25 protein-coding genes are annotated in these 26775 nt (G+C 50.2%); 8 read left to right on the top strand and 17 right to left on the bottom strand.

Annotated elements, in window-relative coordinates; translation table 11 throughout:
* Nucleotides 1-13 precede the first annotated feature (13 nt).
* The 8 genes from sucD to sdhC form a co-directional block, all read right to left on the bottom strand.
* Nucleotides 14-883: a succinate--CoA ligase subunit alpha gene (gene sucD / locus FEK42_RS07900; protein WP_000025458.1), complete on the bottom strand. Its 870-nt coding sequence runs from the start codon at nt 881-883 to the stop codon at nt 14-16.
* Nucleotides 883-2049, bottom strand: a complete 1167-nt coding sequence (sucC, locus tag FEK42_RS07895; RefSeq protein WP_001048602.1) for an ADP-forming succinate--CoA ligase subunit beta — start codon at nt 2047-2049, stop codon at nt 883-885. The genes sucD and sucC overlap by 1 nt, the downstream gene beginning before the upstream one ends.
* A 220-nt stretch (nt 2050-2269) precedes the next feature.
* Nucleotides 2270-3487: a 2-oxoglutarate dehydrogenase complex dihydrolipoyllysine-residue succinyltransferase gene (odhB, locus tag FEK42_RS07890; RefSeq protein WP_000099822.1), complete on the bottom strand. Its 1218-nt coding sequence runs from the start codon at nt 3485-3487 to the stop codon at nt 2270-2272.
* A gap of 14 nt (nt 3488-3501) precedes the next feature.
* Nucleotides 3502-6303, bottom strand: a complete 2802-nt coding sequence (gene sucA, locus FEK42_RS07885) for a 2-oxoglutarate dehydrogenase E1 component (protein WP_130259811.1) — start codon at nt 6301-6303, stop codon at nt 3502-3504.
* A 311-nt stretch (nt 6304-6614) separates the two neighbouring features.
* On the bottom strand, nt 6615-7331 hold the full coding sequence (sdhB, locus tag FEK42_RS07880; protein ID WP_135492031.1) for a succinate dehydrogenase iron-sulfur subunit SdhB: 717 nt from the start codon (nt 7329-7331) through the stop codon (nt 6615-6617).
* A 15-nt stretch (nt 7332-7346) separates the two neighbouring features.
* Nucleotides 7347-9113 carry a succinate dehydrogenase flavoprotein subunit gene (gene sdhA / locus FEK42_RS07875; RefSeq protein WP_131161663.1) on the bottom strand — a complete coding sequence of 589 codons (1767 nt, stop codon included), beginning with the start codon at nt 9111-9113 and terminating at the stop codon, nt 7347-7349.
* Nucleotides 9113-9460, bottom strand: a complete 348-nt coding sequence (gene sdhD, locus FEK42_RS07870) for a succinate dehydrogenase membrane anchor subunit (RefSeq protein ID WP_130209866.1) — start codon at nt 9458-9460, stop codon at nt 9113-9115. The genes sdhA and sdhD overlap by 1 nt, the downstream gene beginning before the upstream one ends.
* The gene (gene sdhC, locus FEK42_RS07865) at nt 9454-9858 is read right to left on the bottom strand and encodes a succinate dehydrogenase cytochrome b556 subunit (protein ID WP_165383175.1); all 405 of its coding nucleotides are present in this window, start codon (nt 9856-9858) and stop codon (nt 9454-9456) included. The genes sdhD and sdhC overlap by 7 nt, the downstream gene beginning before the upstream one ends.
* Nucleotides 9859-10238: 380 nt before the next feature.
* Here sdhC and FEK42_RS07860 point away from each other — a divergent pair, with 380 nt between their 5' ends.
* From FEK42_RS07860 to FEK42_RS07835, 6 genes are all read left to right on the top strand, one after another.
* A complete protein-coding gene (locus tag FEK42_RS07860; RefSeq protein WP_130209864.1) occupies nt 10239-10346 on the top strand; it encodes a hypothetical protein in 108 nt (35 codons plus the stop codon).
* Nucleotides 10347-10550: 204 nt separating this feature from the next.
* Complete coding sequence (gene gltA / locus FEK42_RS07855; RefSeq protein ID WP_064528891.1) at nt 10551-11834, top strand: citrate synthase; 1284 nt, start codon at nt 10551-10553, stop codon at nt 11832-11834.
* A gap of 388 nt (nt 11835-12222) precedes the next feature.
* Nucleotides 12223-12789 carry a fimbrial protein gene (locus FEK42_RS07850; protein WP_130209862.1) on the top strand — a complete coding sequence of 189 codons (567 nt, stop codon included), beginning with the start codon at nt 12223-12225 and terminating at the stop codon, nt 12787-12789.
* Between the two features lie 89 nt (nt 12790-12878).
* Entirely contained in the window at nt 12879-15338 is a 2460-nt protein-coding gene (locus FEK42_RS07845; RefSeq protein WP_167852514.1) for a fimbria/pilus outer membrane usher protein, read from the top strand.
* A gap of 14 nt (nt 15339-15352) precedes the next feature.
* Nucleotides 15353-16087: a molecular chaperone gene (locus FEK42_RS07840; RefSeq protein ID WP_130209858.1), complete on the top strand. Its 735-nt coding sequence runs from the start codon at nt 15353-15355 to the stop codon at nt 16085-16087.
* The gene (locus FEK42_RS07835; protein WP_138211791.1) at nt 16084-17145 is read left to right on the top strand and encodes a fimbrial protein; all 1062 of its coding nucleotides are present in this window, start codon (nt 16084-16086) and stop codon (nt 17143-17145) included. The genes FEK42_RS07840 and FEK42_RS07835 overlap by 4 nt, the downstream gene beginning before the upstream one ends.
* 227 nt (nt 17146-17372) lie before the next feature.
* Here FEK42_RS07835 and FEK42_RS07830 read toward each other — a convergent pair whose 3' ends face one another.
* The 8 genes from FEK42_RS07830 to FEK42_RS07795 are packed head-to-tail and all read right to left on the bottom strand — an operon-like array spanning nt 17373 to nt 24204.
* Nucleotides 17373-18683: a TRAP transporter large permease gene (locus FEK42_RS07830; protein WP_130209854.1), complete on the bottom strand. Its 1311-nt coding sequence runs from the start codon at nt 18681-18683 to the stop codon at nt 17373-17375.
* Nucleotides 18683-19144 (bottom strand): TRAP transporter small permease, encoded by a 462-nt coding sequence (locus FEK42_RS07825; protein ID WP_130209852.1) that lies wholly within the window; start codon nt 19142-19144, stop codon nt 18683-18685. The genes FEK42_RS07830 and FEK42_RS07825 overlap by 1 nt, the downstream gene beginning before the upstream one ends.
* 59 nt (nt 19145-19203) lie before the next feature.
* Nucleotides 19204-20172, bottom strand: a complete 969-nt coding sequence (locus FEK42_RS07820; protein ID WP_130259817.1) for a C4-dicarboxylate TRAP transporter substrate-binding protein — start codon at nt 20170-20172, stop codon at nt 19204-19206.
* Between the two features lie 27 nt (nt 20173-20199).
* Complete coding sequence (locus FEK42_RS07815; RefSeq protein WP_130209848.1) at nt 20200-21396, bottom strand: UxaA family hydrolase; 1197 nt, start codon at nt 21394-21396, stop codon at nt 20200-20202.
* Complete coding sequence (locus tag FEK42_RS07810; RefSeq protein ID WP_001361279.1) at nt 21396-21707, bottom strand: UxaA family hydrolase; 312 nt, start codon at nt 21705-21707, stop codon at nt 21396-21398. Before FEK42_RS07810 ends, FEK42_RS07815 begins: the two co-directional genes overlap by 1 nt.
* Before the next feature lie 14 nt (nt 21708-21721).
* Complete coding sequence (locus FEK42_RS07805; protein WP_130259820.1) at nt 21722-22477, bottom strand: SDR family NAD(P)-dependent oxidoreductase; 756 nt, start codon at nt 22475-22477, stop codon at nt 21722-21724.
* An 11-nt stretch (nt 22478-22488) separates the two neighbouring features.
* Entirely contained in the window at nt 22489-23502 is a 1014-nt protein-coding gene (locus tag FEK42_RS07800) for a zinc-binding alcohol dehydrogenase family protein (RefSeq protein ID WP_000646084.1), read from the bottom strand.
* 12 nt (nt 23503-23514) lie between these two features.
* Nucleotides 23515-24204, bottom strand: coding sequence for an RraA family protein (locus tag FEK42_RS07795; protein WP_240783092.1), 690 nt, complete (start codon nt 24202-24204; stop codon nt 23515-23517).
* 259 nt (nt 24205-24463) lie between these two features.
* Between FEK42_RS07795 and FEK42_RS07790 the strand changes: the two genes are divergently transcribed.
* Complete coding sequence (locus tag FEK42_RS07790) at nt 24464-25177, top strand: FadR/GntR family transcriptional regulator (protein WP_130209844.1); 714 nt, start codon at nt 24464-24466, stop codon at nt 25175-25177.
* A 39-nt stretch (nt 25178-25216) separates the two neighbouring features.
* Here the strand turns inward: FEK42_RS07790 and FEK42_RS07785 are convergent, their stop codons facing one another.
* A complete protein-coding gene (locus FEK42_RS07785; RefSeq protein ID WP_240783158.1) occupies nt 25217-26365 on the bottom strand; it encodes a transposase in 1149 nt (382 codons plus the stop codon).
* A gap of 67 nt (nt 26366-26432) precedes the next feature.
* Here FEK42_RS07785 and tnpA point away from each other — a divergent pair.
* Nucleotides 26433-26775: IS200/IS605 family transposase (gene tnpA, locus FEK42_RS07780; RefSeq protein ID WP_138211801.1), on the top strand; the 343-nt coding region annotated here is incomplete at its 3' end.

Below are 26775 nucleotides of genomic sequence, written 5' to 3'. Positions count from 1 at the left end.
TTATTACAGATATTTATTTCAGAACAGTTTTCAGAGCTTCACCGATATCCGCCAGGCTGCGAACGGTTTTCACGCCTGCGGCTTCCAGAGCAGCGAATTTCTCATCCGCAGTCCCTTTACCACCGGCAATGATCGCACCCGCGTGGCCCATACGTTTGCCTTTCGGCGCGGTCACACCAGCGATGTAACCCACAACTGGCTTGGTAACGTGCTCTTTGATGTACGCAGCTGCTTCTTCTTCAGCGCTACCGCCGATCTCACCGATCATCACGATCGCTTCGGTCTGCGGATCTTTTTCGAACATTTCGAGGATGTCGATAAAGTTAGAGCCAGGGATCGGGTCGCCGCCGATACCGACGCAGGTCGACTGACCGAAGCCGTAATCGGTGGTCTGTTTAACCGCTTCATAGGTCAGTGTACCGGAACGGGAAACGATACCCACTTTACCCGGCTTGTGAATGTGACCCGGCTGGATACCGATTTTGCATTCACCCGGAGTGATAACACCCGGGCAGTTCGGGCCGATCATACGAACGCCTGCTTCGTCCAGTTTCACTTTCACAGTCAGCATATCCAGCGTCGGGATGCCTTCAGTGATGGTGATAATCAGTTTGATGCCTGCATCAATAGCTTCCAGAATGGAGTCTTTGCAGAACGGAGCCGGTACGTAGATAACAGAAGCGGTAGCGCCAGTAGCAGCAACAGCTTCACGCACGGTGTTGAACACAGGCAGGCCAAGGTGGGTTGTGCCGCCTTTACCTGGAGTAACGCCGCCAACCATTTTGGTACCGTATGCAATGGCTTGTTCAGAGTGGAAAGTCCCCTGGCTACCAGTAAAGCCCTGGCAGATAACCTTGGTGTTTTTATCAATTAAAATGGACATTATTTCCCCTCCACTGCGGCAACAACCTGCTGAGCTGCATCCGTCAGACCTTTTGCTGCAATAATATTCAGGCCGCTGTCAGCCAGTTTCTTCGCGCCGAGTTCGGCGTTGTTACCTTCCAGACGTACCACGACCGGTACGTTAACACCCACTTCCGCTACCGCGCCGATGATACCGTCAGCGATCAGGTCGCAACGAACGATACCGCCGAAGATGTTAACCAGAACGGCTTTCACTTTGTCGTCAGAGAGGATGATTTTGAATGCTTCGGTTACACGTTCTTTGGTTGCGCCGCCGCCAACGTCCAGGAAGTTAGCTGGTTCGCCGCCGTGCAGTTTAACGATGTCCATGGTGCCCATCGCCAGACCTGCGCCGTTAACCATACAACCGATATTACCGTCTAGCGCAACGTAGTTCAGTTCCCACTGTGCAGCCTGTGCTTCACGCGGATCTTCCTGCGACTGGTCACGCATTTCGCGCAGATCAGGCTGGCGGAACAGTGCGTTGCCGTCAGCGCCCAGTTTGCCGTCGAGGCAAATCAGATCGCCCTGTTTAGTGATGACCAGCGGGTTGATTTCGATCAGTGCCAGATCGCGCTCCAGGAAAATGGTCGCCAAGCCCATGAAGATTTTGGTGAACTGCTGAACCAGTTTACCTTCCAGACCCAGTTTGAACGCCAGCTCGCGTCCCTGATATGGCATCGGGCCAGTCAGCGGATCAAGCGCAACTTTGTGGATCAGGTGCGGAGTTTCTTCCGCCACTTTTTCGATTTCCACGCCGCCTTCGGTGGAGGCCATAAAGACCACGCGACGGGAACTACGGTCTACAACAGCACCAAGATACAGCTCTTTAGCGATATCGGTCGCCGCTTCAACCAGAATCTGGTTAACCGGTTGGCCATTGGCATCTGTTTGATACGTTACCAGACGCTTGCCCAGCCAGTTTTCTGCAAAAGCACGGATGTCTTCTTTGCTGTTTACAACTTTCACACCGCCCGCTTTACCGCGGCCACCAGCGTGAACCTGACATTTCACTACCCACGGACCGGCACCGATTTTTGAAGCGGCTTCTTCTGCTTCGCGCGGAGTAGTACAGGCATAACCCACCGGTGCTGGTAAGCCATAGCGGGCAAACAGTTGTTTTGCCTGATATTCATGTAAGTTCATGTGTTCTGTCCATCCTTCAGTAATCGTTATCTTTTAAACCGTAGACCGAATATTTCGTATCGCTTCCGGGCATTGTCGGATGCGGCGCAAGCGCCTTATCCGACCTACCCAGGTGGTCCCGTAGGCCTGATAAGACGCGTTAAGCGTCGCATCAGGCTTCAAATGCCGGAGAAGGCGATAATGTCTTATCCGGTCTACAGTGCAGGTGAAACTTAAACTACTATACGTCCAGCAGCAGACGCGTCGGATCTTCCAGCAACTCTTTGATCGTTACCAGGAAGCCCACGGATTCGCGACCATCGATCAGACGGTGATCGTAGGACAGCGCCAGGTACATCATCGGCAGGATCTCAACCTGACCATTCACTGCCATCGGACGATCTTTGATAGCGTGCATACCCAGAATTGCGCTCTGCGGCGGGTTGATGATAGGCGTAGACATCAGGGAACCGAACACACCACCGTTGGTGATGGTGAAGTTACCACCAGTCAGATCTTCAACCGTCAGCTTGCCGTCACGGCCTTTAATGGCCAGTTCTTTGATTTTCTTCTCGATGTCTGCCATGCCGAGGGTATCGACATCACGCAGTACCGGCGTCACCAGGCCGCGCGGCGTAGAAACCGCCATGCTGACGTCGAAATAGTTGTGGTAAACCACATCATCGCCGTCGATAGACGCGTTCACTTCCGGATAACGTTTCAGGGCTTCAACCACCGCTTTCACGTAGAAGGACATAAAGCCCAGACGGATGCCGTGGCGTTTTTCAAACGCTTCACCGTACTGCTTACGCAGATCCATAATCGGCTTCATGTTGACTTCGTTGAACGTGGTCAGCATAGCGGTGGAGTTTTTCGCTTCCAGCAGACGCTCTGCCACACGCTTACGCAGGCGAGTCATCGGGACACGTTTTTCGCTACGTGCAGCCAGGGCCGGTTGCGCCGCCGGAGCAGCCGCTGCCGGAGCAGACTCTTTCGCTGGGGCTTTCGCCAGATGTTTTTCCACATCTTCACGGGTCAGACGACCACCCACACCGGTGCCTTTAATGGCGCTGGCGTCAAGATTGTGTTCAGCCAGCAGGCGACGGATCGCCGGGCTTAACGCATCGTTGTTTTGCTCTTCCAGAGACGCCTGTTGGCGTTGTGCCGGAGTGGACGCTTTCTCTTCAGATTTGGCGCTGGTTTCTTTACCAGCACTGTTGCCTTCACGCAGGCGACCAAGGATCTGACGAGACGTTACCGTTGTACCTTCATCTTCCAGAACCGCATCCAGAATGCCGTCTGCTGATGCCGGTACTTCCAGTACCACTTTGTCAGTTTCGATTTCTACCAGCACTTCATCACGTACGACTGCGTCGCCGGGTTTTTTATGCCAGGTTGCGACGGTGGCATCGGCTACGGATTCAGGCAGGTCAGGGACCAGAATATCTACGCTACTCATTGTGTATCCTTTATTTATTCGACGTTCAGCGCGTCATTAACCAGATCTTGTTGCTGTTTCTGGTGAACGGACATATACCCTACCGCCGGAGAGGCGGAGGCCGGGCGGCCTGCATAACGCAGAGAGGCCCCAAACGGAATCACTTCACGGAAATGATGCTGGCTGCAGTACCATGCGCCCTGGTTGAGCGGCTCTTCCTGGCACCAGACAAAATCCTTGACGTGAGCAAACTGCTGCAACACTTCCTGCATCGCTTTATGCGGGAACGGGTAGAGTTGCTCGATACGCACAATGGCGACATCGTGTTGATTGTTCTTACGACGTTGTTCCAGCAGGTCGTAATAAACCTTACCAGAACACATCACTACGCGCTTCACGCCCTTCGGATCAAGCTCGTCGATTTCACCGATGGCTGGCAGGAAGGTGCCGTTCGCCAGTTCTTCGAGGCTGGAAACCGCCAGCGGATGACGCAGCAGGGATTTCGGCGACATCACGACCAGCGGACGACGCATCCCGCGCAGCGCCTGACGACGCAGCATGTGGTAAACCTGTGCCGGGGTAGACGGTACGCACACCTGCATGTTTTGCTCAGCGCAAAGTTGCAGATAACGTTCCAGACGCGCGGAGGAGTGCTCCGGCCCCTGCCCTTCGTAACCGTGCGGCAGCAACATCACCAGACCACACATCCGCCCCCATTTCTGTTCGCCAGAGGAGATGAACTGGTCGATAACCACCTGTGCGCCGTTGGCGAAGTCACCGAACTGCGCTTCCCAGATGGTCAGAGTGCGTGGTTCTGCGGTGGCATAACCATATTCAAACGCCAGCACGGCTTCTTCAGACAGTACGGAGTCCCAGACACGAAACGCGCCCTGGCCGTTATGGATATGTTGCAGCGGCGTGTAAGTGGAACCGTTAGACTGGTTATGGATCACCGCGTGGCGGTGGAAGAAGGTACCGCGACCGGAGTCTTCACCAGACAGACGAACCGGAATGCCTTCATCAACCAGCGTGGCGTAAGCGAGGTTTTCCGCACCGCCCCAGTCGAACAGTTTCTCACCAGCTGCCATCGCCTGGCGATCGCCATAAATCTTGGCAACGCGAGACTGCATTTCAACCGCTTCCGGCACCGTACTGATGCGTTTAGCCAGTTCCTGCAGGCGCTTCATATCAACTTTGTTCGGGTACTCTTCGTCCCATTCGTGGTTGAGGTACGGCGACCAGGTGAAAGAGTGCATGTTCATCGGACGCCACTCTGCCACTACGCAATCGCCAGCATCCAGCGCATCGCGGTACAGGTTAACCATCTCGGTGGCATCTTCCAGCGTCGCCACTTTTTCCTGCTCCAGCTTGTCAGCGTAGATTTTGCGCGGCGTCGGATGTTTTTTGATTTTCTGATACATCAGCGGCTGGGTTGCGCTCGGCTCGTCGGCTTCGTTGTGGCCGTGACGGCGGTAGCACACCAGGTCGATGAAGACATCACGTTTAAAGGTGTTACGGAAATCGAGCGCCAGACGGGTCACAAAGGCAACGGCTTCCGGATCGTCCGCGTTAACGTGGAAAATCGGTGCCTGAACCATCTTACCGATATCAGTACAGTACGGCGTTGAACGGGCATCCAGCGGGTTAGAGGTGGTGAAGCCAACCTGGTTGTTGATAACGATACGTACTGTACCGCCAACTTCATAACCACGCGCTTTCGACATGTTCAGGGTTTCCTGAACTACGCCCTGTCCGGTCACTGCGGCGTCACCGTGGATGGTAATTGGCAGGACTTTGTTGCTGCTCGGCTCATCCAACCTGTCCAGACGGGCACGAACAGAACCGATAACGACCGGGCTTACAATCTCAAGGTGAGACGGGTTAAACGCCAGCGCCAGGTGCACCAGGCCGCCATCGGTCTGGAAGTCAGACGAGAAGCCCATGTGGTATTTCACGTCGCCTGTGCCAAGGTGTTCTTTATGTTTACCGGCAAACTCGTCGAACAAGTCTTGCGGTTTTTTACCCAGCACGTTCACCAGCACGTTCAGACGACCACGGTGCGCCATCCCGAGAACCACTTCGCGGGTGCCGCTGTTGCCAGCGTGGCGGATCATCTCTTTAAGCATCGGGATTAACGCGTCACCGCCTTCCAGCGAGAAGCGTTTTGCGCCAGGGAATTTTGCGCCGAGGTAACGTTCAAGACCTTCAGCGGCGGTCAGTTCACTTAAGAAGCGTTTTTTCTCTTCGCTATTGAAAGTCGCGCGACCAGACTCGATACGCTGTTGGATCCAGCGTTTTTCTTCGGTGCTGGTAATGTGCATATACTCGGCACCAATCGGGCCGCAGTAGGTTTGCTTGAGGGCTTCCAGCAGTTCGCCAAGTTTCATGGTTTCTTTGCCGCTGGCAAATGAACCGACGTTGAAGGTCTCCTGGAAGTCTGCTTCGGTCAGATCGTGGAAAGAAGGATCCAGATCGGCCACTTTATCTTGCTGCCACAGTCCCAGCGGATCGAGATTCGCATGCTGGTGACCACGGAAGCGGTATGCGTTAATGAGCTGCAGGACTTTAACCTGCTTCACATTGGTGTCAGGGTCGGAGATCGTTGAAGAGTAACGTGAAGCGTCTTTCGCCAGGCGGCGGAAATATTCACGCGTTTGAGAGTGGAATTGATCCGGTTTGACTCCCGTACCAGGTAACTGCTGGAACGTCGAACGCCAGTTAGCGTCAACCGAGTCAGGATCGGTTAAGAAGTCTTCATAGAGCTGTTCTATCCAGCTCTGGTTTGCGCCAGAGAGGTAAGAAGAGTCCAACCAGGCTTTCAAAGCGCTGTTCTGCATCGTGATCCCTTAAGCATCTTTTTTATGCTTACTTCGCCGTGGATACTACCACGCACATTTCACATCAGATGTGCGTGCCGGGGTTCACTTGTTGCGGACTTGTCGTGTTTTCTGCGTCCGCTAAGGAACCTTTAAAAACTGTCTTAGTGTCAGGGGCAGTTTTTAAAGATTTCCTGCTTTTCTTTGTTACGCCTGATGCGCTGCGCTTATCAGGTCTACGGGTAATGACTTGTAGGCCGGATAAGGCGTTCACGCCGCATCCGGCTCTGGTTGCCTGATGCGACGCTTGCGCGTCTTATCAGGCCTACGGTTTATGCATTACGCTGCAATAACATCGACTTGATATGGCCGATGGCGCGCGTCGGGTTCAGCCCTTTCGGACATACACTGACGCAGTTCATGATGCTGTGACAGCGGAATACACTGAATGCATCACTCAAACCGTCGAGGCGCTCGTCAGTCTCGGTATCACGGCTATCGATCAGGAAACGATATGCCGCTAACAAGCCTGCCGGGCCGATAAACTTATCGGGATTCCACCAGAAAGACGGACAAGAGGTTGAACAACATGCGCAGAGAATACATTCATACAGCCCGTCGAGTTTTTCGCGCTGCTCTGGCATCTGTAAATGCTCGCGAGCTGGCGGATTTTGCTCATTATTCAACAGGTAAGGTTTGATTTTCTCATATTGCGCATAGAATTGTCCCATGTCTACCACCAAATCGCGGACAACCGGTAAACCAGGTAACGGGCGAATTACAATTTTCTTACCCGGCTGGTTGAGTGCCGAAATTGGGGTAATACAGGCCAGACCATTCTTACCGTTCATGTTCAGACCGTCGGAACCACATACCCCTTCACGGCAGGAGCGGCGGAACGACAGGCTGGGATCTTTCTCTTTCAACTGGATAAGCGCATCCAGCAGCATCATGTCGCGACCTTCATCCGCTTCCAGGGTGTAATCCTGCATACGCGGAGCATCATCAACATCCGGGTTATAGCGATAAATTGAAAACTCGAGTCTCATTTTCCTGTCTCCGCATTAGTAAGTACGAATCTTCGGCGGGAATGCCGGGCGCAGTTTCGGTTCCATGTTGACGCTTCGGCGCGTCATGGATTCCGACTCTGGCAGATACAGGGAGTGGCACAGCCAGTTTTCATCATCGCGATCCGGGAAGTCGAAGCGGCTATGCGCGCCACGGCTTTCGGTACGGAAGTTGGCAGAAACAGCCGTTGCATACGCCGTTTCCATCAGGTTATCCAGTTCCAGGCACTCAACGCGCTGGGTGTTGAACTCGCTGGAAGTGTCATCCAGGCGGGCATTTTTCAAACGCTCGCGGATAACTTTCAACTGCTCAAGACCTTTCGCCATCGCATCACCTTCACGGAAGACCGAGAAGTTATGCTGCATACATTCTTGCAGCGCTTTACGAATCGCCACCGGATCTTCACCGTTACGGTTGTTATTCCAGCGGTTCAGGCGATTGAGAGAAGCTTCTACATCAGACTCGCTGGCATCGCGCAGTGCGCCCTGCTCGGCAATAGACTCTTGCAGATGCAGACCCGCCGCACGACCAAATACCACCAGGTCCAGCAGCGAGTTGCCGCCCAGACGGTTTGCGCCGTGTACGGATACGCAGGCAATTTCACCTACCGCGAACAGCCCTGGGATCACCACATCTTCGCCTTTCTCGTTCACGGTCAGCGCCTGACCGGTCACTTTAGTCGGAATACCGCCCATCATGTAGTGACAGGTTGGGATTACCGGAATCGGCTCTTTCACTGGATCAACGTGAGCGAAGGTGCGGGAGAGTTCAAGGATACCCGGCAGACGGGATTCAAGAACTTCTTTACCCAGGTGGTCGAGTTTCAGTTTTGCGTGTGGCCCCCACGGACCATCACAGCCGCGACCTTCACGAATTTCGATCATGATGGAACGCGCCACCACGTCACGGCCCGCCAGGTCTTTGGCGTTCGGCGCATAACGCTCCATAAAGCGTTCGCCATGTTTGTTCAGCAGATAACCGCCTTCACCACGGCAACCTTCGGTTACCAGTACGCCCGCACCTGCAATACCTGTCGGGTGGAACTGCCACATTTCCATATCCTGCACCGGTACGCCTGCACGGATAGCCATGCCGACACCGTCGCCAGTGTTAATGTGGGCGTTAGTGGTGGACTGATAAATACGCCCTGCCCCGCCAGTCGCCAGCACGGTAGCGCGAGCTTTAAAGTAAACCACTTCACCAGTTTCGATACACAGTGCGGTACAACCAACCACCGCGCCATCGGCGTTTTTCACCAGATCCAGCGCATACCATTCGGAGAAAATAGTGGTGTGGTTTTTCAGGTTCTGCTGATAAAGTGTGTGCAGCAATGCGTGACCAGTACGGTCGGCAGCCGCCGCAGTACGTGCCGCCTGCTCGCCGCCGAAGTTTTTCGACTGACCGCCAAACGGACGTTGATAGATACGACCATCATCAAGGCGCGAGAACGGTAGGCCCATATGTTCCAGTTCCAGAATCGCTTCCGGCCCGGTTTTACACATATATTCAATCGCGTCCTGGTCACCGATATAGTCCGACCCTTTTACGGTGTCGTACATATGCCATTCCCAGTTATCTTCATGGGTATTACCCAGCGCAACGGTAATGCCGCCCTGCGCAGACACGGTATGGGAACGGGTCGGGAAAACTTTAGAGAGCAGCGCACAGGTCTGGCCGCTCTGGGAAATTTGTAGCGCCGCGCGCATACCTGCGCCTCCGGCACCAATCACAACTGCATCAAATTCTCTGACTGGCAATTTCATCACACACCCCACACCACAACGAATCCATAAATCACGTAAACCACCAGTGCAACGACAATCACCAGTTGCAGAATCAGGCGCAAGGCCAGCGGTTTAACGTAGTCGGTCAACACCTGCCACATGCCGATCCAGGCATGGATCAAAATGGAAAACAGTGCCAGCAGAGTGAAGACTTTAGTGAACGCAGAGGCAAAGAAACCAATCCAGACGTCATATGTCAGTTCGCCACTGATAGCAAAAAAACCGACCATATAAATGATGTAAAGCGTCAGGACGATAGCAGTAGCGCGAACGAGGATGAAATCATGTACGCCATTGCGTCCTAATGCGGAGGCGTTGCTTACCATACGAGGACTCCTGCAAGAATTGAAAGCACGACAGTAATGACAAAGGAGATTTTGGCAGAGCGTTTACCCGCTTCGAATGTTTCTTCCAGATAGCCAAAATCCATCATCATGTGGCGAATACCTACGACGACGTGATATGCCAGAGCGGTAAGGATGCCCCACATGATAAATTTCACGAAGAAGCTGCCCATAATGGCGGAAGCTTGCTCGAAACCTTCAGGGGAAGAGAGGCTGGTACCCAGAAGCCACAGCAGGATGCCCACTGCAACAAACGTAATCACACCGGAAACGCGATGAAGAATGGACGCTATCGCCGTGATGGGGAACCGGATGGTCTGTAGGTCCAGATTAACAGGTCTTTGTTTTTTCACATTTCTTATCATGAATAACGCCCACATGCTGTTCTTATTATTCCCTGGGGACTACGGGTACAGAGGATAACTTTCTGTTACCTGGAGACGTCGGGATTTCCTTCCTCCGGTCTGCTTGCGGGTCAGACAGCGTCCTTTCTATAACTGCGCGTCATGCAAAACACTGCTTCCAGATGCGAAAACGACACGTTACAACGCTGGGTGGCTCGGGATTGCAGGGTGTTCCGGAGACCTGGCGGCAGTATAGGCTGTTCACAAAATCATTACAATTAACCTACATATAGTTTGTCTGGTTTTATCCGGAACAGTGATCTGGGTCACGATAACAACATTTATTTAATTTTTAACCATCACATTTGACAATCATTCAACAAAGTTGTTACAAACATTACCAGGAAAAGCATATAATGCGTAAAAGTTATGGGGTCACTATTTCACCGAAGATTAACTTATGTAACAGTGTAGAAGTATTGACCAATCCATTCGAGACAGTTATTAGTGATAGACAGGTTTAATAATTCGGATTGCTAAGTGCTTGATTCGCCGTTTATTCGTCATCAATGAATTCTTTACCTGCAAGCGCCCAGAGCTCTGTACCCAGGTTTCCTCTCTTCCACAGAGCGGCGAGCCAAATAACAAACGGGTAAAGCCAGGTTGATGTGCGAAGGCAAATTTAAGTTCCGGCAGTCTTATGCAATAAGGCGCTAAGGAGACCTTAAATGGCTGATACAAAAGCAAAACTCACCCTCAATGGGAACACAGCTGTTGAACTGGATGTGCTGAAAGGCACGCTAGGTCAAGATGTTATCGATATCCGTACGCTTGGTTCAAAAGGCGTATTCACCTTTGACCCTGGTTTCACTTCAACAGCATCCTGCGAATCTAAAATTACTTTTATTGATGGTGATGAAGGTATTTTGCTGCATCGTGGCTTCCCGATCGATCAGCTGGCAACCGATTCTAACTACCTGGAAGTTTGCTACATCCTGTTGAATGGTGAAAAACCAACCCAGGAACAGTATGACGAATTCAAAACGACGGTGACCCGTCATACCATGATCCACGAGCAGATTACCCGTCTGTTCCACGCTTTCCGTCGCGACTCGCATCCGATGGCGGTAATGTGCGGTATTACTGGTGCGCTGGCGGCGTTTTATCATGACTCTCTGGACGTCAATAACCCGCGCCATCGTGAAATCGCCGCGTTCCGCCTGTTGTCGAAAATGCCGACCATGGCAGCAATGTGCTACAAATATTCCATCGGGCAGCCGTTTGTTTACCCGCGTAATGACCTCTCCTACGCTGGAAACTTCCTGCACATGATGTTCTCCACGCCGTGCGAACCGTATGAAGTCAATCCGATTCTGGAACGCGCGATGGACCGTATTCTGATCCTGCACGCTGACCACGAACAAAACGCCTCTACTTCTACCGTACGTACCGCAGGTTCTTCGGGCGCAAACCCGTTTGCCTGTATCGCGGCAGGTATTGCTTCTCTGTGGGGACCAGCACACGGCGGCGCCAACGAGGCTGCACTGAAAATGCTGGAAGAAATCAGCTCGGTTAAACACATTCCGGAATTTGTTCGTCGTGCGAAAGACAAAAATGACTCTTTCCGTCTGATGGGCTTCGGTCACCGTGTGTACAAAAACTACGACCCGCGCGCGACTGTAATGCGTGAAACCTGCCATGAAGTGCTGAAAGAGCTGGGTACCAAAGATGACCTGCTGGAAGTGGCCATGGAGCTGGAAAACATCGCGCTGAACGACCCGTACTTTATCGAGAAGAAACTGTACCCGAACGTCGATTTCTACTCTGGTATCATCCTGAAAGCGATGGGCATTCCGTCTTCCATGTTCACCGTCATCTTCGCCATGGCCCGTACCGTTGGCTGGATCGCTCACTGGAGCGAAATGCATAGTGACGGCATGAAGATTGCCCGTCCGCGTCAGCTTTACACTGGTTACGAAAAACGCGACTTTAAAAGCGACATCAAGCGTTAACCATTGATTGCATGACAGTAAATCCTTCTAACCCGTCTTTTCTATGGCGGGTTATTTTTATTTGCCTAAACACAAAAAATTGTAAAGATAAAATCCATTATCGGACCAACATAGATATTGTAAAAAAATAACACTGCTCATTTTGTGATCAGCCTGATGATTTTTTATTACACCCTCCAGATAGCAACATTTTTAACCTCATGAAAATGAGGGGAATCTCTAATAAACCTGCATCCTTTTCATTAAGCAATTAATTCACCACATCAATTAATTGGCCTTGTGTTTAATACAGTTAACAATGTTTTTAAGTAAAACTAAAAACATTTGATATTCAAGTAAGTTATTCTGGTACCGCTATACTTTTTCTATTTCCTTAAAGGACTCCGTTATGTTTAAAGGACAAAAAACACTGGCGGCGCTGGCCGTATCTCTGTTAATTTCAGCCCCTGTTTATGCTGCAAATGAAGGCTCTGGTGAAATTCACTTTAAAGGTGAAGTTATTGAAGCGCCTTGTGAAATTAAGCAAGAAGACATTGATAAACAAGTAAATCTTGGTGAGGTGACCAAGACCCGCATCAACCAGGATCATCACAGTGCATTAACGCCTGTCGATATTCATTTAGTTAACTGTGACCTGCCAAATTCCGATAACGGTTCTGGTTCCGTAGTATCAAAAGTCTCAGTAACCTTTGACAGTTCGGCGAAAACCACGGGAGCCTCACCAATGCTCAGTAACACCAGCGCTGGTGAAGCCACTGGTGTTGGCGTGCGCTTAATGAACAAAGACCAGTCCAACATCACTCTGGGTTCAGAAAGTCCAGATATTGGGCTGGAACCAACAGCCACAGAACAAACACTAAACTTCTTCGCCTGGATGGAGCAGATTGATAACGGCACTCCCGTGACGGCGGGTGAAGTCACTGCCAACGCGACCTATGTGCTGGATTATAAATAATCACCGCGTCGTCATTGATTAATCTATACATATGACAGCGACGTATTACGGCGGCAAGTTAGCCGCCTTTCTTCAAATATTTATCAGGTATGGATGCCGTGAATATTTACCGAGTTTCTGTTTTATCCTGCCTGACAATGGCTATCCCCTCTGCATTGGCAGTGGAGTTTAACCTTAACGTCCTTGATAAATCGATGCGCGATAGCGTTGATATTTCTCTGCTCAATGAAAAAGGCGCTATCGTCCCCGGTGATTATTTTGTTAGCGTCGTTGTTAATAATATTCAAATCAGCAGTGGGCAATCTATTCACTGGCAAAAAGCCAACGACAAAACAATTCCTTGTATCAATGATTCCCTGTTGAGTAAATTTGGCCTTAAAGAAAAAATCCGCCAGACATTGCCGCAGGTTAATCAGTGTTTTGATTTTAGCGGCCTGCCGGAAATCGTCTTTACGTTTGATCAGACCAACCAACAACTTAATATCTCGATTCCACAAGCCTGGCTGGCATGGCATTCAGACAACTGGGCGCCGCCTGAAACATGGGATGCCGGAGTTTCGGGTGTCCTGCTGGACTACAACCTGTTTGCCAGTACTTATCGCCCGCAGGAAGGGAGCAGTAATACCAATCTGAATGCTTACGGTACAACGGGTATTAACGCCGGAGCATGGCGGTTGCGTAGCGATTACCAGCTCAACCAGTCCGATAATGGTGATGTACATGATCAATCCGGGGCCATTTCCCGAACCTATCTGTTTCGCCCGCTACCACAAATAGGCTCCAGATTAACGCTTGGCGAAACCGATCTCAGTTCCAATATTTTTGACGGTTTTTCGTATACCGGCGCCTCCCTGACCAGCGATGACCGAATGCTTCCCTGGGAATTACGCGGATATGCACCGCAAATTAGCGGCGTGGCGCAAACTAACGCTACCGTCACCATAAGCCATACCGGACGCGTCATTTATCAGAAAAAAGTCCCACCTGGCCCGTTTATCATTGATGACCTGAATCAGTCAGTTCAAGGCACACTGGATGTTAAAGTGACGGAGGAAGATGGCCGGGTTAATAATTTCCAGGTATCCGCAGCATCAACGCCTTTTCTGACCCGCCAGGGGCAGGTGCGTTATAAACTTGCAGCGGGTCGTCCGCGCCCTTCTTTGTCTCATCATACTGAAAACGAAACGTTTTTAAGTAATGAAGCTTCCTGGGGGGTGCTCTCCAATACTTCACTGTATGGCGGGTTGATTCTCGCCGGGGACGATTATCATTCTGGCGCGCTGGGTATAGGGCAAAATATGCTGTGGCTGGGGGCGCTCTCCTTCGACGTCACCTGGGCTAAAAGTCGTTTTGATAATCAACCGGACGAGAAAGGTTACAGTTATCGCTTCAACTACAGTAAACGGATAGATGCCACCGACAGTCTTCTTTCGATAGCGGCATATCGTTTCTCCGACCGCCATTTCCATAGCTACGCCAATTATATCGATCATAAATACAATGACGCTGATGCTCAGGATGAAAAAAGGACAATCAGCCTTTCCGCCGGGCAACCCATTACGCCGCTGAATCTCAACCTGTACATCAACGTGTTGCGTCAAACCTGGTGGAATGCGGAGTCCTCCACAACCGCCAATATTACCGCTGGCTTTAACGTTGATATCGGTGACTGGAAAGATATTTCCGTCTCAACCTCATTTAACACCACACATTACGAAGACAAAGCTCGTGATAACCAGATTTACCTGTCCATTTCATTGCCTATTGGTGACGGTGGCCGCATTGGTTATGACATGCAGGACAGTAAAAATAGTACCTCGCACCGCATGTCGTGGAACGATACCCTGGATGACCGTAACAGTTGGGGAATATCGACCGGCCTGCAATCTGACCGCCCTGACAATGGCGCACAGGTTAGCGGCAATTATCAGCATCTTAGTTCTGCGGGCGAGTGGGATCTGTCTGGCACGTATGCCGCTAATGATTACAGCTCTGCCAGTACCAGCTGGAGTGGCTCCTTTACTGCTACACGCTATGGCGCTGCGTTTCATCGCCGTAGCTCCACCAACGAACCTCGTCTTATGGTTAGTACAGACGGTGTAGCCGACATTCCGATTCAGGGTAATCTCGACTACACCAACCGTTTTGGCATTGCGGTCGTACCGTTTGTCTCCAGTTACCAACCCTCGACTGTCGCGGTCAATATGAACGACTTGCCCGACGGCGTCACGGTATCCGAAAACGTGGTCAAAGAAACCTGGACGGAAGGTGCGATCGGCTATAAAGCGCTGGCTTCACGTTCTGGAAAAGATGTCAACGTCATCATCCGCGACTCCAGCGGTCATTTCCCACCACTCGGCGCTGATATCCGGCAAGAAGGAAGCGGAATCAGCGTCGGAATGGTGGGGGAAGATGGCCACGCCTGGTTAAGTGGTGTGGGTGAAAGTCAGCGATTCACAATACTTTGGGGTGATAAACAGCGTTGTTTAATTCAGCTTCCTCAGCACCTGGAAGATATGAGTAAACGTCTGATTCTCCCCTGTCATTAATTAAGGAAAAGACAATGACAATTTTTAAAGGAATGCCCCTTATTCTGCTGATCGTGAGCTTATGCAGCCATGCTGCGTTACAGCCCGATCGCACTCGCATCGTGTTTAACGCCAAAGATAAAGCGACCAGCCTGCGGATAGAAAATCGCAGCGATAAACTTCCCTATCTCGCATACTCATGGATAGAAAATGACAAAGGGGATAAAAGCGATGATTTCCTCGTAGCCTTGCCGCCAATCCAACGTCTGGAAGCGAAAGCGACCTCGCAGGCGCGTATCGTCAAGCAATCTTCAACCAGCCAATTGCCGACCGATCGTGAGTCGCTGTTTTACTATAATCTGCGCGAGATCCCCCCCGCTCCGGAAAAAGCAACCGGTCATGCCATTCTTCAAGTTGCTATCCAGAGCCGTATAAAGTTGTTCTGGCGGCCCGCCGGATTACGCAAAAAATCGGGCGAGCATGTGGAATTACAGTTACAGGTCAGCCAGCAGAATAATCAACTTACCCTGAAAAACCCGACCCCTTATTACCTGACCATCGCCTATCTTGGCCGCGATAAAAAAGGCATTCTGCCCGGCTTTAAAAGTACGCTCATAGCGCCTTTTACTTCGGCAATCGCCAGTACGGGTAACTATAACGGCAACCAGTTTTATCTTGGTTATATGGATGACTATGGCGCGTTGCGTATGACGACGCTCAACTGTCAGGGGCCATGCAAAATGCAGCGCGTGGTGGAGGATAAACAATGAGTATAAGTAAAGGACTGTTACTCATTGCCTGTTTGTTATTTCTGCCCTTAAAAAACGCGTTGGCGCTGGACTGTTATTTTGGCGCCTCAGGCGGCTCGGTGGAAAAAGCAGAAACGATTATGCCATTCGCCGTCCCGGCTAACGCCAAAACGGGAGATAAAATCTGGGAATCCGATGATATTAAAATCCCCGTCTATTGTGATAACAATACTAACGGTGATTTCGAAAGTGAGCACGTTTATGCATGGGTAAACCCCTACCCCGGTATGCAGGATCGCTACTATCAACTCGGTGTAACCTATAACGGCGCTGATTATGACGCCAGCCTCGGAAAAAGCCGTATCGATACTAACCAATGCATCGACAGTAAAAAAATTGACATGTATACGCCAGAGCAAATAATCGCAATGGGATGGCAAAATAAAATTTGTTCTGGTGATCCTGCAAATATCCGTAAATCGCGAACATTTATGGCACGTATGCGACTGTACGTCAAACTACGCGAAATGCCGCCGCACGATTACCAAAGCACCCTTAGCGATTACACTATCGTACAATTTGATGGCGCTGGCGGCGTCAACGAAGATCCCTCGGCCAAAAACCTGAAATATCACATCTATGGGCTGGAAAATATTCGCGTTCTTGACTGCGGTGTCGACTTCGCCATTACCCCCGATAATCAGGTCATCGATTTTGGTAAATTTAACGTGCTGGATATTCGCCGTCACAATATGACAAAAACGTTCTCCATCAAAACGACCAAAACCCAAAATGGTGAATGCACCGATGGCTTCAAAGTCAGTTCTTCGTTTTATACCGAAGAAACATTGGTGGAAGGCGATCAGGCGCTGCTCGTGGGGAATGGATTGCGGCTACGTGTGCTGGATGAAAATTCTTCACCCTATACATTCAATAAATATTCTGAATACGCCGACTTTACCAGCGACATGCTGGTCTATGAAAAAGCCTATACGGCAGAACTGTCATCTATAAGCGGCACCCCCATTGAGCCCGGCCCCTTTGATACCGTGGTGCTGTTCAAAATTAACTACAACTAAATTCTATTCACGCGGATAGAACGTTGTGTGTATCACTGTCGTTATATTGTTATCAACGTTCTGGCCTTCTGGTCAGAACGTTTTCTAACCAGCATATACTCTAAATTATTTTAAAAAACACCCCATCGGTTAACCATAGAAAGAAAATAGTGCAAAAGCCTATGGGTAAAATACCCCCGAAAAAATCACGGGGGTCATACTCAATAAAAGGGTATTACATTTATTGTTTAAACCAGCAGCAAAGATATTATCGGAATATAGGTAATGACCAACAGAAGTAAAATCAGACTTATCAGTAGTGGCACCGCTTCTCGCATAAATTGTCCGACTGAAACCTGTACGGTATTACACACCAGCAGCATCACCGTTCCGACAGGCGGTGATAACGTTCCTAACGATAAGTTGAGGATCATGATGATGCCAAAATGCACCGGATCAATGCCAAAATGCGCCACCACAGGTTTGAGCAACGGCACTAATATCAGCAGGATGGCGCTGCCTTCAAGGAACATGCCAAGCACCAGCAGCAATAGATTAATAATCAATAAAAAGACGTATTTATTATCGGTCAGAGAGGTCACAAACTCCGCAACTGTTATACCGGCCCGCTCAAGGGAAAATATCCAGCCCAGCGCGGCACTCGCCATAATGATTAACATGACTGACGCCGTGGAACGCGCCGTCTCAGAGAGCGCAGTAAATACATGGCTGATTTTCAGTTCGCGATAAATGACAAAACCAATAAACATCACCAATAATACTGCTACGGCTCCGGCTTCCGTTGGCGTGAAGATATTTGCCCGAATGCCGCCGATAACCGCAACGATTAAAAACAGTGCTGGCCAGGCCTGCACCAGAGCCACCGACACTTCTTTCGGTTTTGGCCAGTGTTCACTGGAAGGCTTTAAATCGCGACGAATAGCCACCAGCCAGACGGTGACAATCAACATCGCGGCGCACAGCAGTCCCGGAAGGATCCCGGCCATAAACATGGAACCGATGGAGACATCCGCCACCAGTCCGTAAAGGATCAGTGCAATACCCGGTGGGATAATAGGCGTGATCAGCGAGCCGCTGGCAGTTATCGCAGCGGCAAAGCCACGGGAATAACCTTTCTGTTCCATTTCCGGCACCATCATGCGCGACAACATCGCAGCATCCGCCAGGTTAGAAGCACTGACGCCGCCCATCATGGTACTCACCAGAATGTTAGCCCCGCCCAGGCCACCGCGCATTCTACCAACCAACACGTTGGCAATTTGCAAAATACGCGCGGCAATACCGGTATAGCTCATTAGCGTACCTAATAAGATAAAAAACGGAATAGCTAACAGCGAAGGAGTTTGCGTCGTGGCAATCAAACGCTGAATTGCCACCATTAACGGTACGTTTGAATAGCAAAGGAAGTAGGTCAGAATGCCGCAAAACATCGCCAGCCATACCGGCATATTAATAAATAAACAGATGAACATCAGCGGAATGATCATCAGCCAGTTATCCAGCCAACTTCCCGCCAGTAATTCACTCAATGCAGTCATTATTCACCTTCCTTGTTGGGTGTTTTCTTGATCAGGTGTAAGGCGGTAAAACAGGCAATACCAATAGCGCCAACCGTGACGGCAATATCGATCCAGAACCAGGATATTTTTAATATTTGTGTTGTTTTAAATGCTGTCCCGGCAGCTAATTTCCATGCAGACCAGGCCATAACAACCAGCAAAATAATAGATATCAGAGAGACAAATAAGGTTAATACGCGTTGCCAGCGAGGTGTAAGTGCATCAGCTAAAAATGGAATCGATAAATGAGTATTATCTCTTTCAGCAACAACGGCACCGAACATCACCACCCAAACCATTAATAAACCGGAGATTTCTTCTGTCCATTGTAATGGCATATTAAATACGTAGCGCATGATTACCGCGCCAATGGTTATTATCACTAATAAAAAGAGCGTTAATACTGCGGCAACTTCAATTACTTTCCCTAAAAGACGCATACACACCTCTGCTCTTAACGGTCGGTGCCGAAACACCGACCTGTCCTTGTGCCATGAAGTTATTTCAGCTGTTGCTGAATAGTGTCATATAACCCCGGGGTCCATTCCGGGAATTGTTGGTACACTTTTAAGGCTTTTTCTTTGAAAGGAGCCACGTCAGGATAGATGATTTCCACGCCCTGCTCCTGCATGGTTTTCAACATTGCCGCGTCCTGCTCGGTGGTAATTTTCTGGCTATATAAACCAGCTTCATACGCTGTCTGGTGAATAATATCTAACTGCGCAGGTGTCAGGGTACTGAAAAACGCTTCTCCACCCAACCATAATGATGTGTTGGTCAGATAGTTCACCATTGACAGATATTTCGCCTGCTCATGCAGTTTTTGCCCATACAGAACAGAAACCGGGTTTTCCACACCATCGATCATTCCCTGAGTCAGCGCCGGATAAACGTCTCCCAGCGGCATCGGCGTTGGCGTTGCGCCCATTGCTTCAATGGCCTTAATCTGCATGACGTTATTCGGTACGCGAATCTTCATTCCTTTCAGGTCTTCCGGTGTACGAATTGGTTTTTTAGCAATGATCTGCCGGGTACCGTACAGATAGTTGCTCATGACAATATGCACACCTTTTTCCCGCAGCTTTTGTTCTTTCTGTTTAAACCAGTCGCTGGCATAAATCGCAAACAGTTTCTGCGGATCGTCGGTTAAATAAGGCCCAAATAATATTCCCAGGTCTGCATCATAGTCAGTTAAAAAACCAACATCACTGATGGTGATAATATTCATCCCCATCAACGCTTGCTCTGTAATATCTTGTTTAGAACCTAACTGTGAACTTGGGTAAAGCTCGAAAACAATATCTCCATTGCTTTTTTTCTTCACAAGATCTGCCCAGTACTTCACTACTGTATCCGCGGGTTCGCCAGGGTTACTTTCATAGGCGATTTTGATAGTTACCGGTGCGGCATTCAGCATCGGACTTAATATAGCGAAAAGAAATAAAAATGACGTCAGTAATTTCTTCATTATTATTACCTGTGAGAGCTTTATTGATTAACGGGGATCTGCCCGACAGACTGCGTTTTTGTTGTAATCAAATGCTTTATACGTTAAAACAAACTCCTGATGTTCCAGTCGTTCTGCGGCACAATGTTGACCGTTGGCGACATTTTCAATCACCTGCATAATATCGTCCGCAATGTCGTCGAGCGTTGCGCCTTCGCTAATAACTCGTCCGGCATTTACGTCCATATCGTCAGATAAATGCTCCCACGTCTGCGGGTTATTACACACTTTAATAATCGGTGCGATCACAGAACCAATAACCGAACCGCGCCCCGTGGTAAATAACACCATATGACAGCCAGAGGCGATAAGTTCCAGCGCTTCTGATGAGTCATTAATATTCGGATAACCAAAACGTGGCTCACCATCAGGCACAACGTCCATCAACCAAAGTCCGGGAAAAGGTGTTTGTTGTGTCGGTAAAATAACACCAGCAATATGCGCATCACCCGATTTGGTATATGCCCCGAGGGATTTTTCTTCCTGCGTGGTTAAGCCACCTTCGGCATTACCATTGGAAAAACTCCCCAGCCCCATCAAACTGTAATAACGCTCTGCTTTTGTCATTGCCGCTTCGATGGCATCACGTGCCTGCGGACTGCCCGCTCGCGACATCATATGTTGCTCACAACCAAGCAACTCACCGCTTTCTTCAAAAATGCAGGTAGCCCCTTTCTCCAGCAACTGGTCAAAGGCACGCCCTACTGCCGGATTGCCCGTGATACCACTGGTGCCATCGGAACCACCGCAGATAGTGCCAACCACCAGGTCGCTCCAGTTCAGAGTACAACGCGGTGTATCCGCAAGCTGTTCCAGCATTTCAGCGACCAACTGCTTACCCTGAGTAATGGTGTTGGTCGTACCTTTATTTTCCTGAATCACCAGCGTATGACACGGTCGCCCGCTTTCGCGAACTTCTTGCTCCAGCCGACGGCGATCGAAATTCTCGCATCCCAGCGAAATAATCAGTACGCCGCCAACGTTGCTATGCGTCGCCAAATTTTTCACCAGCCGATAGCCGTAATCGCTGGGATAACAACCTGAAAAACCAAAATACTGCACATCGTGACAAGGAAATCCCTCGGCAATCTTTTTAGCGACGTGGCTGGCACACTCCACCATAAAGATTACCTGCACAGTATTACGAATACCCGGTCGGCCATTTTGCCGTACATAACCTTCCATTATGCTTTTTCCTCTGGCTGATAGCCGGCATCATCATGATGAAAAATGGCGATGGCATTGCTGGCAAGATTATGGGAATGCACATGTTCACCCATGGCAATATCACGAGTGGCATGTCCGATAATGGCGCCATATTTCAGAATCGAATCACCATTGTTCAGCGCTTCGCAGGCCAGTTTGTGACCCAGGGTAACGGAACTACAGGCCACCATTTCCCCCTCATCCCACCAGACAATATCGCCACTGGCGATGTCATTCAGCGCGACTACACAGTTATCTTTGGCATGTAGCTTTAACGCACGTTTGCGCATAATTCCTCCGTACATCAGAAGCCGATCAATGCGCCGCCATCGACCACCAGCACCTGACCACTGACAAATGCCGCTGCGTCTGAAGCCAGGTAAACCGCTGCCCAACCGATATCTTCCGGCTTACCGAATTTTTTCATCGGTGTACGACCAAGGATTTTGTTACGGCGTTCGTCATCGCCTTCAATGGCCTTACGCAACATTGGTGTATCGATCCAACCAGGCGCAATGCCATTGACGCGAATCCCGTGTCCGGCAAGCTCCGTGGTCATACCGCGAATCATGCCGAGATAGGCTGACTTCGCAGCGCTGTAGCCAGTAACCAGAGGCTGCCCAAGAAATGAGGTCATAGAGGCGGTAAACAGAACACAACCTTGACCGCGTTGTTTCATATGCGGCACAAGGGCTTTGGTTAACGCAAATGCACCGACCACGTGAACGTCGAGCACTGACTCAAAATCACTGACACTCATCTCTTCAATCGGTTTTTTGCAGTGATTGCCTGCGTTATTGACCAGGATATCGATAGCCCCGTGTTCGCTAATAAGCGCATCAACTTTTTCCTGCGCGGCTGCGGTATCGCCGACATCCATTTGTATCCAACTGGCCTGCGACCCCAATGTTCCGGCAGTAGCTTTTGCCAGCTCGCTGTTCATGTCAGCAATAATGACCTTCGCCCCGCTGACTATCATGCATTTGGCCATTGCCAGCCCCAGTCCACTGGCCGCCCCTGTAATCAGCGCGGTTTTGTTATGTAAAGAAAAAGCATTCATGGTGTCGCTCCTTAAAGGTCAATGAGGATTTTGGTATACGCGCCGGGATCACTTGCCCAGTCGCTAAAAGCGTGATCAGCCTGTTCCAGCGGATAGTGAGCACTCACCAGATTGCTGACCGGATAACGCCCGGACTCCATCAATGCCAGCACGGCACGAAAATCCGCCACGGTGGCATTGCGCGAACCACGGATATCCAGTTCTTTCATCAGGAACTGCGCACTCTGATAACTCACTGGTTGTTTGGCGTAACCGACATAAACCACACGACCGCTAAACGCCACCAGCCCTGTAGCCTGTTCAATGGTTTGTTGATTACCCACCGCTTCAATCACCACTTCCGGGCCGCGACCGTCATTTAACAGCGCCAGTTCTGCCGCCACGTCACATTGCTGCGAATTAAGAAAACGTTGCGCGCCGCACTCCTGGGCAATGTTCTGCTTGCGATCATCAATATCGATAGCAATTACGCGCGCGCCCATCGCGGATGCCGCAGCGATAGCGCCAAGGCCAATTACCCCACAACCGATAACTGCGACCCATTCACCGACATTAATTTGCGCACGTCTGGCTGCATGTAGTCCCACCGCCAACGGTTCTACCAGCGCTAACTCATCAACACTTAAGGCATTACAGACAATGACTTTATGTGCAGGCATCGTCAGTTGTTGCGCCATCCCACCCTGACGCTGTACACCGAGAGTCTGGTTGTTCTTACAGGCGTTAGGACGACCGCTCAGACAGGAGCTGCACACGCCACACTCAGTGCAAGGCAGAACGACCACCCGGTCACCAGGCTTGATCGCCCCCGCCATATCGCCAGTTGCCAGCACCGTGCCGCCAATTTCATGCCCCGGAATACAGGGGTAATTAACCAGCGGATTCAGCCCCCGCCAGGTATTGAGGTCAGAGCCACACAGCCCAACACGCTCAACATTGATAAGCACTTCTCCTTTCCCGCAGACCGGTTCGGGGATATCAACAAATCGCGCCTGACTTCCCTGCTCAATGGTTAATGCCTTCATTCGTTGCTCTCCTTACATTACGCCGAAGGTTTCAAAGGCCTGTACCGTGCTCATGCCATCACTGATGGCTTTGCGCACTTCACTTTCAGTTGCCACTTTTTCCAACGCCTGGGTAATAACTTCTTTCTCAACGGTCTGAGGAATAATCAGTAATCCGTCACGATCGCCAAACACGATATCGCCCGGATTCACCCGCACACCGTGAAATTCGATGGGTACGCCGAAATCGATAACTTTGCCGCGCGGACCTTGATCCTGTGCATAAGTGCCATGACAAAAGGTGGGAAATTTAAGTTCAAGAATTTCAGCAGAGTCACGGGCGTAACCATCAAGTACCGCACCTGCTGCTTTCAGATGCATGGCACGGGTAGACATCAACCCGCCCCATAACGCATAGCGCAGAGAGCTGCCCGTAGTGATGTAAACATCATTCTCTTTGAGGGCATCCAGCGCTTCAAACATGATGCCAAACGGTTTTTCGCCGATCGCCGTCTTACCCGACGTCGATTTGGTTTCGTAAACGTCGGACTCCAGCACCGGCATTGCCCGGCCTGCCACCACCATATTCACCTCCAGCGGCTTGATTGCCGGAGAAACAAACTGGTGCATATAGCCCAGCGTGTCGAGAATATCGCCAACCACGGCGGTAAATAGCCGGGTTTTCATCAACGCAAAAAGTTCGTTATCACTCTTCCACATCATATTTACCTATAAGCCTGTTTAACAGGTTTACAGGGTAAGGAGAAAAAGCGCACAATACTGCGATGGGCGTCACGAAAAAATTGGGGATTTACTATTTCTTCGCCACGCTTTGACGCAATATGTCTTTGATTCGCACTGTATGGCGGGCGCACAGGCGCAGTAGTCTATTGATAATCAAGGGTTCTGGAGGAAAATATGAAGGATACAGTCCCGGTATTCTGGATTTTACCGACCAGGAAAAAGTACAACAGGAGTAAAAATGAGTGAGAGTGCGTTATTGACCAGCGTAACGTTATCGTCACAGGTCAAAAATCATATTCTTAATCTGATCGCCGAACAAAAATTGACACCGGGGATGCCAGTTCCCAGTGAAGTTCAGTTGATTCAGAAATTGGGCGTCAGTCGGGGTATTGTGCGTGAGGCCTATCGTTCACTTGCCGCCCTGGGGATTCTGGAAACGCACAGCGGTAAAGTGCCACGAATCAAAAAATTTGATGATGAAGTGCTGCGCGTGGTGTTTGGATTTGCCCTGGCGACCGAACAAGTGACAACAGAGCAAATTCTTCAAGTACGCCGCTGGCTGGAGTTGGGCGTTGTGGAAGCGGCTGCCCGTAATGGCGAAGAGGAAGATTTTGCTAACCTACGGGCTGAAATGGCAAAAATCCGCGAACAGTTCGATGATGTTGAAAGCTTTATCACCCATGATATCCGCTTCCATCAGTTACTCGCCGTTGCCTCAAAAAATCCGCTTTTTATGATGTTATTGCAGGCATTACATCAGCAGTTGCGGCAATCCATCCAGGAGGGGTTAAACGCCCAAAGCGATCAAAAAGAGTATGGCAATCACATCATCACACTACACCAGAAAATCTGCGACGCGGTGTGTGCCAGAGATGTCGAAACGGCGACTCAGGCCATGAAATCACACTTCGACAGCCCGGTCAGTGCACTGATCAATAATTCCTCGCCTTGACATCCTCCACGCCCTGAATGACGAGGATCCCTGCTACGTTCAGCCTGTCGCCTGAATCATTTCGGTGGGTTCCTGCTTCAACGGGCGGCCTGACTGCACCATCCCTCCACAGGCAAGAACGGCGCGCCCCGCCGCTAAAATGTTACGAGCGCCGTTTACATCTGCGTTCGCTGTATATCCACATACCTGGCATCTGAATTTACTTTGTGACAGGCGATTTTCTTTCGCTGTATGACCACAGCACGCGCAACGCTGGCTTGTGTACGCTGGCGAAACCGCAAGCACCTGACCGCCACGCCAGAGCTCTTTGTACTCAAGCTGGCGGCGCATTTCATACCAGCCCTGATCCAGTATCGAACGGTTTAAACCTGATTTTGCCCGGACATTGCGCCCCGGCTGGCCGACCGTACCCGCTGCTGACTTTGACATGTTGCTGACCTTCAAATCCTCAATGACTATCATTGCGTGGTTTTTGCTGATTGTCGTTGTGACTTTGTGAAGGTAGTCCCTGCGGATATTTACGATACGGGAATGCAGACACTGTATTTTGCGTTTCTGCTTCTGCCAGTTGTTGCTGAATTTGACCTTGCGGCTTAACTGTCGCTGAAGTCTCGCCAGCTTTTTCTGGTTTTTCTGAAAACTGTTTACAGGCTCAAAGACTGTGCCATCTGACAGCGTGGCAAGTTTAGCCACGCCAGCATCCAGTCCGACCATTGATACTGAAGGGTGAATCGGAGTGGATACTTCACTTTCTGTCTGAATACTGATGTACCACTTACCGCAGGACTGGCTGACTGTGACATTTTTTACAACCCCCATGACCTGACGACTGTTCCGGTAGCGCATCCAGCCAAGTTTCGGCAGAAAAATACGGCTGTTTTCCTGATCGAGCTTAACGCCCTGTGGGTAGCGGAATGCATCATTCTGTCCCCGCTTTTTGAATCGGGGAAAAGCCGCACGCTTCTGGAAGAAATTTTTGTAGGCTCGCTCAAGGTCTTTCAGTGACTGTTGCAATGGCTGTGCTGGAGCATCTTTAAGCCATTGTGTTTCAGTGGCATTTTTCCACTCAACCAACCAGGAAGCCATTTTCGCGTAAGGGATGTATTTATTACCGGCCTCATGATTCTCATTCTGAAGCGCCAGAGCACGATTGAAAACGAAACGACACGCGCCTGCGAAGCGCCTCATTTCACGCTACTGTTGACCACCGGGTCTTAACTGGAATTTAAATGCCTGTAGTCGTTTCACCGGTCAAATTATATTTTGGTCTATGAAAAAAGAAACCGATATCCGACGCGGAAGGCACTGTGTTTTTCCCATGCATGTTCACCTGGTCTTTGTCACCAAATACCGACGTCAGTTTTTTGACTATGACGCGACAGGAAAACTACGCACTTACTTTTCAAATGTATGTGCTGATTTTGAAGCTGAACTGGTTGAAATGGATGGCGAACAAGATCACGTCCATTTGTTAATTAACTATCCACCCAAGCTGGCGATATCCAGTCTGGTAAACAGCCTCAAAGGCGTATCGAGTAGATTACTGCGACGAGATCGACCAGATATTGCAGTCAGGTATTACCACAAAGGCGTTTTGT

The sequence above is a fragment of the Escherichia sp. E2748 genome, from assembly GCF_005781125.1.
Classification (GTDB): domain Bacteria; phylum Pseudomonadota; class Gammaproteobacteria; order Enterobacterales; family Enterobacteriaceae; genus Escherichia.
This window is presented reverse-complemented; position numbering and strand designations above follow the sequence as displayed.

Excerpts from the sequence above, each read along its gene's own strand:
- sdhA (WP_131161663.1), bottom strand. The coding sequence starts at position 9,113 with ATGAAATTGCCAGTCAGAGAATTTGATGCAGTTGTGATTGGTGCCGGA.
- sdhB (WP_135492031.1), bottom strand. The coding sequence starts at position 7,331 with ATGAGACTCGAGTTTTCAATTTATCGCTATAACCCGGATGTTGATGAT.
- FEK42_RS07785 (WP_240783158.1), bottom strand. The coding sequence starts at position 26,365 with ATGAGGCGCTTCGCAGGCGCGTGTCGTTTCGTTTTCAATCGTGCTCTG.
- FEK42_RS07850 (WP_130209862.1), top strand. The coding sequence starts at position 12,223 with ATGTTTAAAGGACAAAAAACACTGGCGGCGCTGGCCGTATCTCTGTTA.
- FEK42_RS07860 (WP_130209864.1), top strand. The coding sequence starts at position 10,239 with ATGCGTAAAAGTTATGGGGTCACTATTTCACCGAAGATTAACTTATGT.
- FEK42_RS07795 (WP_240783092.1), bottom strand. The coding sequence starts at position 24,204 with ATGATGTGGAAGAGTGATAACGAACTTTTTGCGTTGATGAAAACCCGG.
- FEK42_RS07830 (WP_130209854.1), bottom strand. The coding sequence starts at position 18,683 with ATGACTGCATTGAGTGAATTACTGGCGGGAAGTTGGCTGGATAACTGG.
- FEK42_RS07820 (WP_130259817.1), bottom strand. The coding sequence starts at position 20,172 with ATGAAGAAATTACTGACGTCATTTTTATTTCTTTTCGCTATATTAAGT.
- FEK42_RS07825 (WP_130209852.1), bottom strand. The coding sequence starts at position 19,144 with ATGCGTCTTTTAGGGAAAGTAATTGAAGTTGCCGCAGTATTAACGCTC.
- gltA (WP_064528891.1), top strand. The coding sequence starts at position 10,551 with ATGGCTGATACAAAAGCAAAACTCACCCTCAATGGGAACACAGCTGTT.
- FEK42_RS07790 (WP_130209844.1), top strand. The coding sequence starts at position 24,464 with ATGAGTGAGAGTGCGTTATTGACCAGCGTAACGTTATCGTCACAGGTC.
- FEK42_RS07810 (WP_001361279.1), bottom strand. The coding sequence starts at position 21,707 with ATGCGCAAACGTGCGTTAAAGCTACATGCCAAAGATAACTGTGTAGTC.
- FEK42_RS07835 (WP_138211791.1), top strand. The coding sequence starts at position 16,084 with ATGAGTATAAGTAAAGGACTGTTACTCATTGCCTGTTTGTTATTTCTG.
- FEK42_RS07845 (WP_167852514.1), top strand. The coding sequence starts at position 12,879 with ATGGATGCCGTGAATATTTACCGAGTTTCTGTTTTATCCTGCCTGACA.
- FEK42_RS07840 (WP_130209858.1), top strand. The coding sequence starts at position 15,353 with ATGACAATTTTTAAAGGAATGCCCCTTATTCTGCTGATCGTGAGCTTA.
- sucD (WP_000025458.1), bottom strand. The coding sequence starts at position 883 with ATGTCCATTTTAATTGATAAAAACACCAAGGTTATCTGCCAGGGCTTT.
- FEK42_RS07805 (WP_130259820.1), bottom strand. The coding sequence starts at position 22,477 with ATGAATGCTTTTTCTTTACATAACAAAACCGCGCTGATTACAGGGGCG.
- sucA (WP_130259811.1), bottom strand. The coding sequence starts at position 6,303 with ATGCAGAACAGCGCTTTGAAAGCCTGGTTGGACTCTTCTTACCTCTCT.
- odhB (WP_000099822.1), bottom strand. The coding sequence starts at position 3,487 with ATGAGTAGCGTAGATATTCTGGTCCCTGACCTGCCTGAATCCGTAGCC.
- sdhC (WP_165383175.1), bottom strand. The coding sequence starts at position 9,858 with ATGTGGGCGTTATTCATGATAAGAAATGTGAAAAAACAAAGACCTGTT.
- FEK42_RS07815 (WP_130209848.1), bottom strand. The coding sequence starts at position 21,396 with ATGGAAGGTTATGTACGGCAAAATGGCCGACCGGGTATTCGTAATACT.
- sucC (WP_001048602.1), bottom strand. The coding sequence starts at position 2,049 with ATGAACTTACATGAATATCAGGCAAAACAACTGTTTGCCCGCTATGGC.
- FEK42_RS07800 (WP_000646084.1), bottom strand. The coding sequence starts at position 23,502 with ATGAAGGCATTAACCATTGAGCAGGGAAGTCAGGCGCGATTTGTTGAT.
- sdhD (WP_130209866.1), bottom strand. The coding sequence starts at position 9,460 with ATGGTAAGCAACGCCTCCGCATTAGGACGCAATGGCGTACATGATTTC.